Raw genomic sequence first — 14523 nt, forward strand, 5'->3', positions numbered from 1 at the left:
CACTCATCAGCGTGGCTCCCCCGCTGAGTTTACCCATTGGTAACCCTTGACTCCACCGAAACAAAGACGTACAAAGGTGAAACCACAGTGAAACGAAGGGAATCTCACGCCATGTACGCGCCGGAACGTCAGCAGCTCATCGCGGAGCGGGCCCGGGAGGCGGGGCGGGTGGAGGTTGCCGTGCTGGCCGAAGACCTGGGGGTCACCACCGAAACCGTGCGCCGGGATCTGGACGCCCTGGAGAAGCGGGGGGTGTTGCGGCGGGTGCACGGGGGTGCGATTCCCATTGAGCGGTTGCGGTTCGAGCCGGAGTTGGCCGCCCGGGACGCCGAGGCGACGGCGGAGAAGCAGCGGATCGCGAAGGCCGCGTTGGCGGAGTTGCCCGCGGAGGGCGTGATTCTGCTGGACGCGGGCAGCACCACCGCGCGGCTGGCCGATCTGCTTCCCGCCGACCGCGACCTCACGGTGGTCACCAACGCTCTCCCCATCGCCATCACGCTCGCGACCCGAGGGGTCAACGTCCTCGTGCTGGGTGGCCGGGTGCGCGGCAAGACCCTCGCCGGGGTCGACGTCTGGGCCCTCGACATCCTGCGCGACCTCTACGTCGACGTCGCCTTCCTCGGCGCCAACGGGCTGAGCGGGCGCGGGTTGAGCACCCCGGACCAGGCCGAGGCCGCCGTCAAGCGGGCCATGGTCGCCGCGGGCCGCCGGGTGGTGGCGCTGGTCGACTCGTCCAAGGTCGGGACCGAGTGCTTCGCCCGCTTCGCCACGCTGGACCAGATCGACACCATCGTCACCGACGACGGTCTGGACGCGGAGGAAGCCGCCGAGTTCATCGCGGCCGGGCCGACGGTGGTGCGGGCATGATCGTCACCGTCACCGCCAACCCGAGCGTCGACCGGACCGTCGAGATCGACGGCCTGCGCCGGGGCGCGGTCCTGCGGGCCCGGTCCGCGCTGCTCGACGCGGGCGGCAAGGGGGTCAACGTGGCCCGCGCGCTCGCCGCCAACGGGCACCGGGCCACCGCCGTCCTGCCGACCGGCGGCGCGGAAGGCGTGCAGCTCACCGCGCTGCTGGCCACCGCGGGCATCACCGTGGTCGAGGTGCCGATCGCGGGGGCGGTGCGGTCCAACATCACCATCGCCGAGGCGGACGGCACCACGACCAAGCTCAACGAGCCCGGCCCCCGGCTCACTCCCGCCGAGTCCGCCCGCCTCGCCGCGGCGACCCTCGACGCCGCGGAAGGCGCCGACTGGGTGGTGCTCTGCGGCAGCCTCCCGCCCGGGGTCCCGGTCGACTTCTACGCCGAACTGACCGCCCGCCTGCGCGCGAAGGGCGTCCGGGTCGCCGTCGACAGCAGCGGCGACGCCCTGCGCGCCGCCCTCCCCGCCCGCCCTGACCTGCTCAAACCCAACCGCGAGGAACTAGCCGACCTGACCGGCCGCGCGGTGCGCACCCTCGGCGACGTCCTCGCCGCCGCCCGCCAGGTCCTCGACGGCGGCGTTCCCGCCGTGGTCGCCAGCGTCGGAGCCGAGGGCGCGCTGCTGGTCACCGCCGAGTGCGCCTGGCACGCCCACGGCGCCGTCGCCGAGACCCGCAGCACCGTCGGCGCGGGCGACGCCCTGCTCGCGGGCTTCCTCGCCGCGGGCGGCGCGGGCCCCGACGCGCTGGCCGCCGCCGTCGCCTGGGGCGCCGCCGCCGCGAGCCTGCCCGGCAGCCGGATGCCCACCCCAGCCGAACTCGACCGCGCCGCCGTGCGCTGCTCGCCCGCCTTCGACCCCGCCACCGCCCTCAGCGACACCTAACCGACCCCTGACCGGAAACCGGAGATGCCAATGCCGCTCATCACCGAAGACCTCGTTCTGCTCGACCTGGCCGCGAACGACCGCGCCGAGGTCACCCGCGCGCTCGCCGAACGGCTCGCCGCCGCCGGTCGGGTCACCGACGTCGAGGCGTTCCTCGCCGACGTCACCGCCCGCGAGGCGCAGATGCCCACCGGGCTCGAAGGCGGCATCGGCATCCCGCACGCCCGCTCCGCCGCCGTCGCCGAGCCGTCGCTCGCCTTCGCCCGCAGCGCCAATGGCGTGGACTGGGGCGCGCCGGACGGGCCCGCGCGGCTGATCTTCCTGATCGCCGCGCCGGACGGGGCGGGCGGTGAGCACATGAAGATCCTCGCCGCGCTCGCCCGCAGGCTCGTCCACCAGTCCTTCAAGGACGCTCTCGCCACCGCGGCCGACGCCGCCGCGGTCGTCAAGCTTGTCACCGAGGAAGTGATCGACCGATGAAGCTCGTAGCCGTCACCTCGTGCCCGACCGGCATCGCGCACACCTACATGGCCGCCGAGTCCCTTGAGCAGGCCGCCAAAGCCGCCGGACATGAGTTACTGGTGGAAACCCAGGGGTCCGCTGGCATGGACCCGTTGTCCCCGCAGGACATCGCCGACGCCCGCGCGGTGATCTTCGCCGCCGACGTCGAGGTCCGCGACCGCGACCGGTTCGCGGGCAAGCCGTTGGTGCAGGCCGGGGTCAAGCAGGCCATCAACAATCCGGCCGACCTGATCGCGCAGGCCGTGGACCGGGCCGACACGGACTCCGCGCCCGCTCCGGTGCTGGTGTCCAAAGTGGATGAGTCGGCCGGGGTCGGCACGCGGCTGCGGCAGTGGCTGATGACCGGCGTGAGCTACATGATCCCGTTCGTCGCCGCGGGCGGGCTGCTGATCGCGCTGGCATTCCTGTTCGGCGGAGCCGAAGTCGCCTCGAAGGTCAACGGCGGCACGTTCGGCGGCGTCACCTACGCAGGCGTGACCGACCTGTCGCAGCTGCTGGCCACCGCGGGTGTGCCGGGGGTGCTGTTCAAGATCGGCGCGGTCGCGTTCTCCATGCTGGTCCCGATCCTGGCCGGGTTCATCGCCTTCGCGATCGCCGACCGGCCCGGCCTGGTGCCCGGTGTCGTCGGCGGCCTGCTCGCCACCGCGACCGGCGCGGGCTTCCTCGGCGGCCTGCTCGCGGGCCTGCTCGCCGGTGCCGTCGCCTACGCCCTGACCCGGGTCACCCTGCCGCGCGCGCTGCAGGCCGTGATGCCCGTGGTGATCATCCCGCTGGTGTCCACCGCGGTGGTCGGCGTGATCATGCTGCTGGTCATCGGCTCCCCGGTCGCCGCCGCGCAGACCGGCCTGACGAACTGGCTCACCAGCATGACCGGCGCGGGCGCGGTCGGCCTCGGGCTGCTGCTGGGCGCGATGATGGCCTTCGACATGGGCGGCCCGGTCAACAAGGTCGCCTACACCTTCGCCGTCGGCACCCTGGCTTCCGGCACGCCGTCCGCGGCGATGGCGGCGGTGATGGCGGCGGGCATGGTCCCGCCGCTGGGCCTGGCGCTCGCGACCACGGTGCGGCGCAAGCTGTTCACCGACGCCGAGCGCAAGGCAGGCGAGGCCGGTTGGCTGCTCGGCGCGTCGTTCATCACCGAGGGCGCCATCCCGTTCGCCGCGGCCGATCCGCTGCGGGTCATCCCGTCGATCATGCTCGGCAGCGCCGCCACCGGCGGCCTGACCATGGCCGTCGGCGCGACTTCCCTTGCCCCGCACGGCGGAATCTGGGTCGTCGGCCTGATCGGCAAGCCGCTGCTGGTGTTGCTGGCCATCGCCGTCGGCACGGTCATCGCCGCGGTCAGCGTGCTGGCCGCCAAGTCCATCGGCCGCACCGAGAACCCGACCGCCCCCGTCCCCACGACGGCCACCCCGGCCGCCGCCTAGCCCACCAGAAAGGCCACCAGCCATGTCCGAGCGCCGAGTGAAGATCGCGTCCGCGGTGGGCCTGCACGCGCGGCCCGCGGGACTGTTCGTGCGGGCCGCGGCCGAGCAGCCGGTCCCGGTGACCATCGCCAAGGACGGCCGCGACCCGGTGGACGCCCGCAGCATCCTGTCCGTGCTCGGCCTCGACGCCCGCGGCGGCGACGAGGTCGTGCTGGCCGCCGAGGGCGAGGGCGCCGAAGCCGCCCTGGCCGAACTCGCGGCCCTGCTGGAAGTGGACCACGACGCATGAGCGAGCTGGCAGCACGGACCCAGCGCGCGGGAAGGCGCGACGTTTGCGGGGTGGCGGCATGAGCAGGAACGCGCACACCGCCACCCACCGCGGCATCGGCGTCAGCCCCGGCGTGGCGACCGGCCCGGCCGCCCGCCTGGGGCAGCCGCCCCGCCTCCCCGCCACGGTCCCCCCGGTCGGCGCGGACGACCGCGACCGCGCCCGCACCGCCCTGGAGGAAACCGCCGCCGAACTGGAGCGGCGCGCGAAACTGGTGGGCCCGGAAGCCGCGGACGTGCTGACCGCCGCCGCCATGATGGCCCGCGACCCAGCCCTCGCCGGGAACGTCAGAGACTTGGTCGACGCGGGCGTGCCCGCGGCTTGGGCCGTGGACCGCGCCATCGCCGGGTACCGCGAGCTACTCGCCAACGCCGGGCCCTACATGGCCGAACGCGTCGCCGACCTGGACGACATCCGCGACCGCGCGGTGGCCTACCTGCTCGGCCTCCCCATGCCCGGTCTACCCGCCCCCGGTCACCCATACGTGCTGGTCGCCGAGGACCTGGCCCCCGCCGACACGGCGCTGCTGGACCCGACCGTGGTCCTGGCCGTCGTCACCGAACGCGGCGGCCCCACCAGCCACACCGCGATCCTGGCCAAGTCCCTGGGCATCCCCGCCGTGGTGGCCTGCCCCGTAGCATGCTCCTTTGTGGACGGTCAGCCCCTGGTCGTCGACGGCAGCAACGGCACGGTGGTCACCGACCCAACCCAAGCAGAGGTGGACGACGTGGCGGCCCGCCGCGCCGCCCGAGCCGCCCGCGCCACCCAACGCGGCCCCGGCCGCACTGCCGACGGCCACCCCATAGCCCTCCTGGCAAATGTAGGCGGCCCAGCCGACGCGGAGACCGCCGCGTCTTTGGACCTGGAAGGCGTGGGCCTGTTCCGCACCGAGTTCCTGTTCCTCGACCGCGCCGAAGCCCCCACCATCGAAGAACAACGCCGCGTCTACCGCCGTGTCCTGGAACCCTTGCACGGCAGGAAAGTAGTCGTCCGCACCCTTGACGCGGGCGCGGACAAACCCGTCCCCTACGCCTGCCCCGACCCGGAGGACAACCCGGCCCTGGGCATCCGCGGCCTACGCACCTCATGGCGCCGCCCAGACCTCCTCCGCGACCAACTGGAGGCCCTGGCCCTAGCTGCGGCAGACGCAGGCGCCACCCCCTGGGTGATGGCCCCCATGGTCGCCACCGCCACCGAAGCGGCCGACTTCGCCGCCACCGCAAGGGATCACGGCATCACCAAGGTAGGCGTGATGATCGAAATCCCCGCCGCAGCCCTCCGCGCGGCAGCCATCCTGTCCGAAGTGGACTTCGTCAGCCTGGGCACAAACGACCTGGCCCAATACACTTTCGCCGCAGACCGCCAACTAGGCGCCCTGGCCCCCCTGCTGGACCCCTGGCAACCGGCCCTCCTGGACCTGATCGCCTTCACCGCCCGAGCAGGCCAAGCAACCGCCAAACCAATAGGCGTCTGCGGAGAAGCAGCCAGCGACCCCCTGTTGGCCCTGGTCCTAGCGGGCCTGGGCATCGACTCCCTATCCATGGCCCCCGTGAGCGTCCCCGACGTCCGCACGGCCCTGGCCACCCACACCATCGACACCTGCCGAGAAATAGCAGCAGCAGTCCTCCGAGCCGATACAGCGGCCGAAGCCCGAGCCACCGCCACCCACCTGGCCCACACCCCCTAACAGCAAAGAGAAAGAGAAAAGCTGCCAGGCACTCGATGGGAGCGGCGACAGCGAACCCGCCCGACTGCCAACCGCACCTAACGCTGCTAGGTGCTCGATGGGGTGGAGTGGTTTCTTCGGGGGAGAAGGAAGATCGCTAAGCTGGCTGCGCGTGTGAGGCCGCAGGCTTCCCACCCGTCTTTCACACGGCGATCTTCCTTCGTAGGGGCCCCGAAGAAACCACTCCACCCCATCGAGCAGACACCACGAGCAACCAATCAGCCAAAGAACCCAGCCAACACAGGCGCAAGCACACCAACATCCACGTTATGCGTCTGCCCCACCAACCCCACCAACTCAGCATCAGGCAACGCACCCACAACAGCCAGCGCCGCAGCCCGCATCGAAGCAGGACTAGCCGCCCCATCAACCACCAGCACCGGCACCAAAACCCCACTCAAATCCGGCACAGCCCCACTCCCCACAATCGCCGCCTCATAAGGCAGCGTATGCGCCAACCCCACCAGATGCTCCCACCCCAGCCCATCCCGAATCGTGCCGATCACCTCAGCCGACATATCCAGCGCGTACGGAGCGGTGTCCCCACTCCCACCCCGCCCCCGCCGGTCATAAATATGCACCGAAAAGCGCGAAGCAAGCAGCCCAGCCAACAAACGAGCCGACTCACGATCACTGAACGCACCGCCAACCAGCACCAACGCGGGCCCCGAGCCCAAGCACTCGTACGCGATCACCGTGCCGTCAGCCGAGCGAGTGGTCCCATGACGCCTCCGTCGAGATCCGGGCAAAAGAACAGCATCCCGAATCCGACGCCAGCATGAGCTTAGGTCGCGGTTTCTTGCCACCATCCGAGTACCTGCTCAGCCACCCCCGGCGCCGCGACCAGCAGCCCGTCCACCGGCAGCGGCGCGTCCTCGCCCCGTCTGTCCAGCACCGCAGCCCCCGACTCCAGGGCCAGCGCGACGGCCCCAGCGACATCCCACTCGTGGTAGCTGTGCAGCACCGCCGCCGCCGCGTGCCCGAGGGCGACCTGAGCGACCGACAGCGCGGCCGACCCCAGCACCCGCACGCCCGCCTGCGCGGCGGCGGCCCGCTCGATGAAGCCGCCCATTCCCGGCCACGGGCCATTGCGCGCGAGTTCGGTGCACACGATCGCGCCCGCTGTCGTCGTGCGGTCGGTGAGTGACATCCGCACGCCGTTGGCCCGCGCGCCGCGGTCGCGGGCGGCGGCGTAGATCTGGGAGCGGTACGGGTCGGCGACCACGCCGACGACCGGGCCTTCCGCGTCGACCAGCGCGAGGCTGTAGGCGCACCAGGGGACGCCCGCGACGTAGTTGGCGGAGCCGTCCACCGGGTCCACCACCCAGCGGTACTCGGAGTCGTCCGAGCCGACGTCGGCGCCGAACTCCTCGCCGACGACCGGGATGCCGGGGAACTCGGCGGTCAGCACGCGGCGCGTGTGGCGCTCCAGGGTGCGGTCGGTGTCGGTGACCCAGTCGAAGGGGGAGTCGGTGACCCCCGGCCTCGCCCCGCGCCCCGCGGTCGCGGTGATCACATCGGTCGCGTCATTGGCCAGGCGGCCCGCGACCTCCAGGGCCCGGGACAGCAGTCCAGGCTCCACCGGCTTTCGGGAACGGGAGGACAAGAGCGTCATACCAACCTAGAGTGACCACACCGCGTGGCCGTTGCGCGACACCAAGGTGACTTTCGGAGACACGTACGGCCAAGGTTGGTCACTGGTTGGTCACTTCGGCGGTACCCACCCGGGAGTTCCGGTGTCGTTCGCCGCCTTGTCACACAGCGGTCCACCGGAGGGCAGGACTGGGGTGCGACGGTCCTGGTGTGCGCGTCGCGATCGTCACCGAGAGCTTCCTGCCGCAGGTGAACGGCGTCACCAACTCCGTCCTGCGGGTCCTCGAACACCTTAACCAGCGCGGGCACCAGGCGATGGTCATCGCCCCCGGTGCCGGGCCCGACCGCTACCTCGACGCGGAAGTCCGCCGCGTGCGGGCGGTCGACGTGCCCGTGATCACATCCCTGCCCATCGGCGTGCCGACGCCGAAGATCCTCACCGACCTCGCCGATTTCGACCCGGACGTGGTGCACCTGGCCTCGCCGTTCGTGCTCGGCGCTGGCGGGCTGTGGGCGGCCAGACGCCTGGGCGTGCCGACGGTCGCGGTGTACCAGACCGACGTGGCCGGGTTCGCCGCGAGCTATGGGCTCAGCCGGGGCGCCCGCGCGGCGTGGCGGTGGATCCGCAGGCTGCACGCGAACGCCGACCGGACCCTGGCCCCGTCGACGGCGGCGGTGCGCGACCTGACCGAGCGCGGCATCCCCCGGGTGCACCGCTGGGGCCGGGGGGTGGACACCCGCCGGTTCGCCCCCGAGCACGTCGACCGGGACCTGCGGGCCCGGCTCGCGCCCAACGGCGAACTGCTCGTCGGCTATGTCGGCCGCCTGGCCCCGGAGAAACGCGTCGGGCACCTGGCCGCGCTCAACGGCCTGCCCGGGGTGCGGGTGGTCGTCGTCGGCGACGGCCCGGACACTGACGCGCTGCGCGCGCGGCTGCCCGGCGCGGCGTTCCTCGGCTTCCGCGGCGGCGCCGACCTGGCCGCGGCCTACGCGAGCCTCGACGTGTTCGTGCACACCGGCCCGCATGAGACGTTCTGCCAGGCCGTGCAGGAGGCCATGGCGTCCGGGGTGCCGGTGATCGCGCCGGACGCCGGCGGCCCGCGCGATCTGGTCGACCACGGCCGCACCGGGTTCCTGCTCGACCCGGACCAGTTCGCCGCGCAGCTTCGCCCGACCGTCGACCGGCTCACCGACGCGCTGCTGCGCCGCCGGATGGGCGCGGCCGGGCGGGCGGACGTGCTCAGCCGCACCTGGGGCGCGGTGTGCGAGGAGCTGCTCGGCCATTACCACGAGGTCACCGTGGGAAGAAGGTCGAAGGCGGCCTGAGCCATGCGCATCGTGCAGCTCGCCAACTTCTACGGCCCGCGGTCGGGGGGACTGCGCACCGCGCTGCACCACTTGGGCGCGGGCTATGTCGCGTGCGGCCACGAGGTGACCTTGGTCGTGCCGGGGCGCGGGTCCGACGACGAGCTTCTGCCCAGCGGCGTGCGGCGGATCACGCTGCCCGCGCCGCGTATCCCGGGCACCGGCGGCTACCGGGCGGTCGACCCGCTGCGGGTGGCCGCGCTGCTGCCGAAGCTGGCGCCGGACCGCCTGGAGGTTTCCGACCGGCTCACTCTGCGCGGCATGGGCCGGTGGGCGCGCGCCCACAACGTGCCCAGTGTCGTCATCTCGCATGAGCGCCTCGACCGGCTGCTGGAGCAGTTCCTGCTGCCCTCGGCGCTGGCCAGGCGCGCGGCCGACGCGGCGAACCGGCGGATGGCCGCGAACTACGACACGGTCGTGTGCACCACCGGGTTCGCGGGCGCGGAGTTCGACCGGATCGGCGCGACCAACGTCCGCCGCGTGCCGCTGGGCGTCGACCTGACCACGTTCACCCCGGCCCGGCATGACGGCTCGCTGCGCGCCGAGCTGGCCGAGGGCGCGGACATGCTGCTGGTCCACTGCGGCCGGTTGTCCCCGGAGAAGCACGTCGAACGCAGCGTGGACGCTCTCGCCGAGTTGCGCGCGGCGGGCAACCGGGCGCGGCTGGTCGTCGCCGGGGACGGCCCGAGGATGTCCGCGCTGCGCCGCCGCGCCGCTGGCCTGCCGGTGACGTTCCTCGGCTATGTCGCCGACCGCTCCGACGTGGCCCGGCTGCTAGCCACCGCGGACGTGTCGCTCGCCCCCGGCCCGCATGAGACGTTCGGCTTGGCCGCGCTGGAGGCCTTGGCGTCGGGCACCCCGGTGGTCGTGTCCGCGTCGTCGGCGCTGCGCGAGATCGTCCGCCCCGACTGCGGCCTGGCCGTCCCCGACGACGCGCCCGCGTTCGCCGGGGCGGTCGAGGGCCTGCTCTCCCTGCCCGAACCCGACCGCAGGGCGGCGGCGCGGGCGCGTGCGGAGGAGTTCGACTGGCCGACGTCGGTGCGCGGGATGCTGACCGCGTTGAGTGTGTCGTGAGCCTGTCCTGAGCCCCTCTCGGCGCAGGTCTTACGCTTCGGCCATGGCGCGTGCAGGCTTGGACAAGGATCCCCACGACATCGCCGAGATGTTCGACGAGGTCGCCAAGGGCTACGACCGCACCAACTCGGTCATGACCCTCGGCTTCGACCGCCGCTGGCGCGAGATGACCCGCCAGGTCCTAGACGCGTCCCCCGGCGAAAAGGTCCTAGACCTAGCCGCGGGCACCGCCGTGTCCACTGTGGAACACGCCCGCTCCGGCGCGTGGTGCGTAGCAGCCGACTTCTCCCTGGAAATGCTCAAGGGCGGTGCCGGACGCGGCGTCCCCCGCGTGGCGGCGGACGCCTTCCACCTCCCCTTCGCCACCGGCGCCTTCGACGCGGTCACCGTCGCCTTCGGCCTACGCAACATGAACGACACCGTCGCCGCCCTAACCGAGATGCGCCGCGTAGTCCGCCCAGGCGGCCGCTTGGTCATCTGCGAGGTCTCCCAACCCCCCCTCAAGCCGCTGCGCTGGCTCTACCACAACACAATCCTGCGCGGCCTCCCCCTGGCAACTCGCCCCTTCTCCTCCAACAGCGAGGCCTACAGCTACCTAGCCGAGTCCATGCGCGACTGGCACAACCAACGCACCGTCGCAGAACTAATAGCCCAAGCAGGCTGGCGCGACGTAGAGTGGCTGAACCTCACCTTCGGCGTAGTAGCCCTACACCGAGCCACCAACCCCTGACCCACCACCACCCCACGCACCAGACGGGGTGGAACAGATGGGGTGGACCAGATAGGGGTGGAGCGAACAGGACCCCCACCGAAACGAAACCGACGCCCGCCCAGTGCTCGATGGGGTGGAGTGGTTTCTTTGGGGGTGAAGGAAGATCCCTAAACTCGCCGTGGTCGTGGGGCCGAAGGCTCCCCACCCGTCTTTCCCACGACGGGATCTTCCTTCGTAGGGGCCCCAAAGAAACCACTCCACCCCATCGAGCAGACCCCCGAAGCGAGAACCACGGAAGCCGAGAGATCACCCCAAAAACGGATTCCCCCGCTGATTCAACATCCGATACAGCGTCTGCTGAATCGTCTCCCGCACCTGGTCAGTCAGGTTGAACACCAGCATCGGATCTTCCTCAGCCGCAGGCCCAAACCCCTCCGTGCCAATCGGCTCCCCAAACCGAATATGCCACTTCGACGGAAGCGGAACCACCCCCAACGGCCCCAACAACGGAAACGTCGGCGTAATCGGAAAGTACGGCAGCCCCAACAACCGCGCCACCGCCTTCAAATCCCCGATCTTGGGATAAATCTCTTCCGCCCCCACAATCGAGCACGGAATAATCGGCACCCCAGTACGCAAAGCGGCGGACACAAACCCACCCCGACCAAACCGCTGCAACTTGTACCGGTCGGCGAACGGCTTCCCAACCCCCTTGAAACCTTCCGGCCACACCCCCACCAACTCCCCCGAGCGCAGCAGCCGCTCCGCGTCCGGATTGCAGGCCAGCGTCTGCCCGGACTTGCGCGCGAGCGCGCCGAGCAGCGGGACCTGGAACACCAGGTCGGCGCCCAGCATCCGCAGGTAGCGCTGGTCGGGGTGGTTGTCGTGGACGGCGACGGCGGTCATCAGCGCGTCGATCGGCAGGGTGCCGGAGTGGTTGCTGACGATCAGGGCCCCGCCGTCGACCGGCAGGTTTGCCACGCCGCTGACTTCGACGCGGAACCAGTTGCGGTAGAGCGCGCGCAGGGGTGGGAGCAGCAGGGTCTCGGTGAGGTCCTGGTCGAAGCCGAACTGGTCGACGGTGTAGTCGCCGGTGAATCTGCGGCGGGCGAAGGCGAGGGCGTCGGCGACGGCTCGGCGGAGGGTGGACGGCTCGGTCGGCGTGGGGGCGGGCCGCAGCGGGGTCGGTTCGACGGGTGGGCGGTCGGGGTGCGGCAGGGGTGGGAGCTGCCTGCGGCGCTCCGTCCGCTGGAGGGGGATGACTCTGGCTTCCCGCATACCTGCCGCCACCTTCTTACCGATACGTCACCGGGTGCCGAGCACGCGGTGTTCGAGGCCATCGAACAGTTCTGGACTGATCACCGGACGCAGGGCGTTGCCGTGCACGTAGTCGTCGAACGCCTGCCGGGTCGTCCAGCGGGGGGTGAAGCCGAACACCGTGCGCAGCCGGGTGGTGTCCACGACCCGGCCGTAGTTGAGGTACCGGACGTGGTCCGGGGAGAAGTCGACCAGGCGGGCGCCGCGCAGGATGCGGCCCGCCGCGGGGATCGCCGAGCGCAGCACGGGCAGCGGGATGCGGCCCGCGCGGCGGATGGCCTGCGAGAGCATCAGCACGCCGTCGCCGCCCGCGTTGAACACCCCGGGGGCGCCGCGCACCGCGGCCTGTTCCAGGACGGCCAGCGCGTCCTCGGAGTGCAGGAGCTGGATGCGGGCGTCGTAGCCCAGCACGGTGGGCACGACCGGCAGCGCGAAGTAGCGGGTGAGGACGGTGTCGACGCGGGGGCCGATGAGGTTCGTGAGCCGGATCAGGGTGACGTCGACGTCGGGGCGCCTGCGGCTGAAGCCGCGCACGTAGGACTCGACTTCGACGGCGTCCTTGGCGTAGCCGCTGGAGGAGATGTCCTTGGGGGCGTCGTCCTCGGTGAACACCGCTGGTGAGCGGGCGCCTGCCCCGTAGACCGCCGCCGTCGACTTGACCACCAGCTTGCGCACCGACGGGGCGCGCTGGCAGGCGGCCAGCAGCTGCATGGTGCCGATGACGTTCATTTCCTTGATCGGCGTGCGGCGTGACGGGCCGGGCGGGTTCGCCGTCAGGGAGGCGTGCACGACGGTGTCGACTTCGGCCGCGGTGATCACCTTGGCGATCAGCGGGTTGCGGATGTCGGCGCGGACGAACTCCGCGCGGCCCAGCCTGCGGACGACGTCGCGGTGCGGCGCGGTGGTGTCGACGCCGAGCACACGGTCGATGTCCGGGTTCGCCGCGAGCCGGGCGGCCAGGTTGCCGCCGAGGTAGCCGCCGACACCGGTGACCAAGACGACTTTGGGTGTCACGGGTTTCCCTGGGGAGTTGGCGTTGGAAACCCGACACTACTCGGCCGCGGAGATCGATCGGAACGCGGCAACGGACTCTTAACGCAGGTCACACGGGTTGTTGGGGTAAACCACCCGATCCGGCTCACCCACGGCCAGCGCCCGCCCCCGATGCGGGTGCGGGCGCGGGCCGTGGGCGAGGGAAGAAGCTACTTCTTGAGCTTGCGACGCTGGACGCGAGTCTTGCGCAGCAGCTTGCGGTGCTTCTTCTTCGACATGCGCTTGCGGCGCTTCTTGATGACCGAGCCCATAAGGATCCCTAGCTCTCGACGGTGAGTCGTTCCGGTGTCCGGCGCTCCGGTGCGGCGACGTCACGGACGCGCGCCAAGACACCAGGCACAACGGCTGACCAGAGTACCCGCTCGTCCGCGCGCGCCTGCCGGCGGCCTGGTCAGCCCGCGTCGAAGTAGGCGTTCTGCAGATAGTCGTGCACGGCCTTCTCGGGCACCCGGAAGGACTTGCCTACCCGCACCGCAGGTAGTTCGCCGCTGTGCACGAGCCGGTAGACGGTCATCTTCGAGACTCGCATCAGGGTCGCCACCTCGGCCACCGTCAGGAACTGCACCTGGGAGAGCCCGGGCGGGTCTGGGTCGCGCTTGTTCGCAGGCATGGCTCACCGCGTCCTTAAACACGCGTCGCGCCGCCGGCTTCCCCACCGACGGATTCGACACGCACGTGCTCTATCGAGAGTAGCGGGACAGGTGTGACTGATGCGACGTCACAGTCGCCGAATCGCCTCAACGCGGCTCGTGCGCCGCCCCCAGTTCCCGGGAGCGGTCCCGGGCGGCCTCGATGGCGGCGATCAGCGCGGCCCGCACGCCGTGTTTCTCCAGCTCACGGATAGCGCTGATGGTCGTGCCCGCGGGCGAGGTGACGGCCTCGCGGAGGATGACGGGGTGCTCGCCGGTCTGGGCGAGCATGGCGGCCGCGCCGACAGCGGACTGGATGATCAGCGCCTCGGCGACCGCCCGCGGCAGGCCGAGCAGGATACCCGCGTCGATCATGGCCTCGACCAGGAAGAAGAAGTACGCCGGGCCGGACCCGGACAGCGCGGTCACCGCGTCCTGCTGCGCCTCGGGCACCCGCACGACCTTCCCGACCGTGGACAGCATCTCCTCCACCGTCGCCAGGTGCTCGGCCTCGGCGTGCCTGCCCGGCGAGATCGCGCTCATGGCCTCGCCGACCAGCATCGGCGTGTTCGGCATGACCCGCACGACCGGCACCCCGGCGGGCAGCCGCCGCTCGAACAGCGACGTCGGCAGTCCCGCGCACAGCGACACGACCAGGGTCTCGGCGTCGATGACGGGGGCGAGTTCGTCCAGCAGCGGCTCGATGTCCTGCGGCTTCACCGCGACGACCAACACGTCGGCGGTCTTGGCCGCGGTGGGCACGTCGGTGGCGCGGATGCCGTAGGCGCTGGTCAGCTGCGCGGACCGCTCCGGGTAGCGCTCGGTGAACAGCAGCTCGTCCGCCTGCCTGCCGCCGTTCAGCAGCCCGGACAGCAGCGCCTCGCCGATCTTGCCCGCGCCGAGCACGGCGATCGTGGGACGCCCTTTCTCGTCAGTCATGTCCGTCAGGCTAACCACTGGGTCCGAGGGGGT

The 14523-nt window shown here is 71.4% G+C and carries 16 protein-coding genes; 9 read left to right on the forward strand and 7 right to left on the reverse strand.

Going from position 1 to position 14523, the window contains the following annotated elements; genetic code table 11:
• Positions 1-111 precede the first annotated feature (111 nt).
• Genes ACZ6SD_RS11240 through ptsP form a run of 6 tightly spaced genes read left to right on the forward strand, consistent with a single transcriptional unit; the run spans position 112 to position 5769 of the window.
• Positions 112-867 carry a DeoR/GlpR family DNA-binding transcription regulator gene (locus tag ACZ6SD_RS11240; protein WP_465316788.1) on the forward strand — a complete coding sequence of 252 codons (756 nt, stop codon included), beginning with the start codon at positions 112-114 and terminating at the stop codon, positions 865-867.
• Complete coding sequence (gene pfkB / locus ACZ6SD_RS11245; protein WP_465316789.1) at positions 864-1805, forward strand: 1-phosphofructokinase; 942 nt, start codon at positions 864-866, stop codon at positions 1803-1805. The genes ACZ6SD_RS11240 and pfkB overlap by 4 nt, the downstream gene beginning before the upstream one ends.
• 24 nt (positions 1806-1829) lie before the next feature.
• Positions 1830-2285, forward strand: a complete 456-nt coding sequence (locus ACZ6SD_RS11250; protein ID WP_465316790.1) for a fructose PTS transporter subunit IIA — start codon at positions 1830-1832, stop codon at positions 2283-2285.
• Positions 2282-3754 (forward strand): PTS fructose transporter subunit IIC, encoded by a 1473-nt coding sequence (locus ACZ6SD_RS11255; protein ID WP_465316791.1) that lies wholly within the window; start codon positions 2282-2284, stop codon positions 3752-3754. Before ACZ6SD_RS11250 ends, ACZ6SD_RS11255 begins: the two co-directional genes overlap by 4 nt.
• A gap of 22 nt (positions 3755-3776) precedes the next feature.
• On the forward strand, positions 3777-4043 hold the full coding sequence (locus ACZ6SD_RS11260) for an HPr family phosphocarrier protein (RefSeq protein WP_091453898.1): 267 nt from the start codon (positions 3777-3779) through the stop codon (positions 4041-4043).
• Between the two features lie 58 nt (positions 4044-4101).
• The gene (ptsP, locus tag ACZ6SD_RS11265) at positions 4102-5769 is read left to right on the forward strand and encodes a phosphoenolpyruvate--protein phosphotransferase (protein ID WP_465316792.1); all 1668 of its coding nucleotides are present in this window, start codon (positions 4102-4104) and stop codon (positions 5767-5769) included.
• 257 nt (positions 5770-6026) lie between these two features.
• On the opposite strand, the gene ACZ6SD_RS11270 is transcribed toward ptsP, so the two are convergent.
• Positions 6027-6326, reverse strand: coding sequence for a hypothetical protein (locus ACZ6SD_RS11270; RefSeq protein WP_465316793.1), 300 nt, complete (start codon positions 6324-6326; stop codon positions 6027-6029).
• Between the two features lie 266 nt (positions 6327-6592).
• Positions 6593-7423, reverse strand: a complete 831-nt coding sequence (locus tag ACZ6SD_RS11275; protein WP_465316794.1) for an inositol monophosphatase family protein — start codon at positions 7421-7423, stop codon at positions 6593-6595.
• Between the two features lie 188 nt (positions 7424-7611).
• Between ACZ6SD_RS11275 and ACZ6SD_RS11280 the strand changes: the two genes are divergently transcribed.
• From ACZ6SD_RS11280 to ACZ6SD_RS11290, 3 genes are read left to right on the forward strand one after another with little or no spacing between them, the layout of a single operon-like run.
• Positions 7612-8727, forward strand: coding sequence for a glycosyltransferase family 4 protein (locus ACZ6SD_RS11280; protein WP_465316795.1), 1116 nt, complete (start codon positions 7612-7614; stop codon positions 8725-8727).
• 3 nt (positions 8728-8730) lie between these two features.
• Positions 8731-9840 carry a glycosyltransferase gene (locus ACZ6SD_RS11285; protein WP_465316796.1) on the forward strand — a complete coding sequence of 370 codons (1110 nt, stop codon included), beginning with the start codon at positions 8731-8733 and terminating at the stop codon, positions 9838-9840.
• A 43-nt stretch (positions 9841-9883) separates the two neighbouring features.
• Complete coding sequence (locus ACZ6SD_RS11290) at positions 9884-10570, forward strand: class I SAM-dependent methyltransferase (protein ID WP_465316797.1); 687 nt, start codon at positions 9884-9886, stop codon at positions 10568-10570.
• A gap of 288 nt (positions 10571-10858) precedes the next feature.
• On the opposite strand, the gene ACZ6SD_RS11295 is transcribed toward ACZ6SD_RS11290, so the two are convergent.
• The 5 genes from ACZ6SD_RS11295 to proC all read right to left on the reverse strand — a co-directional run bounded on the left by ACZ6SD_RS11295 (position 10859) and on the right by proC (position 14490).
• On the reverse strand, positions 10859-11830 hold the full coding sequence (locus ACZ6SD_RS11295) for a lysophospholipid acyltransferase family protein (protein WP_465316798.1): 972 nt from the start codon (positions 11828-11830) through the stop codon (positions 10859-10861).
• 27 nt (positions 11831-11857) lie between these two features.
• Positions 11858-12883 carry an NAD-dependent epimerase/dehydratase family protein gene (locus ACZ6SD_RS11300; RefSeq protein WP_465316799.1) on the reverse strand — a complete coding sequence of 342 codons (1026 nt, stop codon included), beginning with the start codon at positions 12881-12883 and terminating at the stop codon, positions 11858-11860.
• Between the two features lie 188 nt (positions 12884-13071).
• On the reverse strand, positions 13072-13173 hold the full coding sequence (locus ACZ6SD_RS11305) for a 30S ribosomal protein bS22 (protein WP_018684825.1): 102 nt from the start codon (positions 13171-13173) through the stop codon (positions 13072-13074).
• 140 nt (positions 13174-13313) lie between these two features.
• Positions 13314-13532, reverse strand: a complete 219-nt coding sequence (locus ACZ6SD_RS11310; RefSeq protein ID WP_465316800.1) for a helix-turn-helix domain-containing protein — start codon at positions 13530-13532, stop codon at positions 13314-13316.
• A gap of 127 nt (positions 13533-13659) precedes the next feature.
• Positions 13660-14490 (reverse strand): pyrroline-5-carboxylate reductase, encoded by an 831-nt coding sequence (gene proC / locus ACZ6SD_RS11315; protein WP_465316801.1) that lies wholly within the window; start codon positions 14488-14490, stop codon positions 13660-13662.
• Positions 14491-14523 lie beyond the last annotated feature (33 nt).

It is taken from the genome of Actinokineospora sp. NPDC051303 (assembly GCF_055586285.1).